Source organism: Bacillus sp. SIMBA_026, from assembly GCF_046535335.1.
GTDB classification, from domain to species: domain Bacteria; phylum Bacillota; class Bacilli; order Bacillales; family Bacillaceae; genus Bacillus; species Bacillus velezensis.
In genome coordinates this window covers 1-371 of sequence record NZ_JAWRWX010000049.1, presented here as the reverse complement: position 1 = coordinate 371, position 371 = coordinate 1, and the positions used below count along the sequence as shown (strand labels likewise).

The 371-nt window shown below is 66.8% G+C and carries 1 protein-coding gene; it reads left to right on the top strand.

The window, feature by feature from the left end; all coding sequences use genetic code 11:
• On the top strand, window positions 1-371 hold a 371-nt coding region (locus tag SB847_RS20610), incomplete at both ends, for a hypothetical protein (protein ID WP_410578425.1).

Genomic DNA, 371 nt, shown 5'->3' with positions numbered 1-371 from the left:
GCATGGTGGCGGTTGCGCGGCGAGCTCCGGCGTCGTTACGACTTCGCGCAGCATGCGGTACATCCCGGCTACGTCAAAGTGCTGGAGCAGCTTGCCACCGAGCAGGCGGCGGCTGCCGCACTCAACGCAGCCGATGTCGATTGCCGCAAGCGCTATGGCGTGAACGAAATGGCGGCGTTCCTGCGCGCGCTGGCCGAGCTGGAGGCACGGCTGGCGTCGGACGGCGAGCTGCGTGAACGGATCGCGCATCTGCGTCAGGCGGTCGATCCGCTTGCTGCTTTGCGTATCGATGCCGGCGCACGCGAGGCGCTCGACAAGCTCACGCATCGCATCCGCGACAACCTGGTCATGGACGATGACGTGTCGCTGGC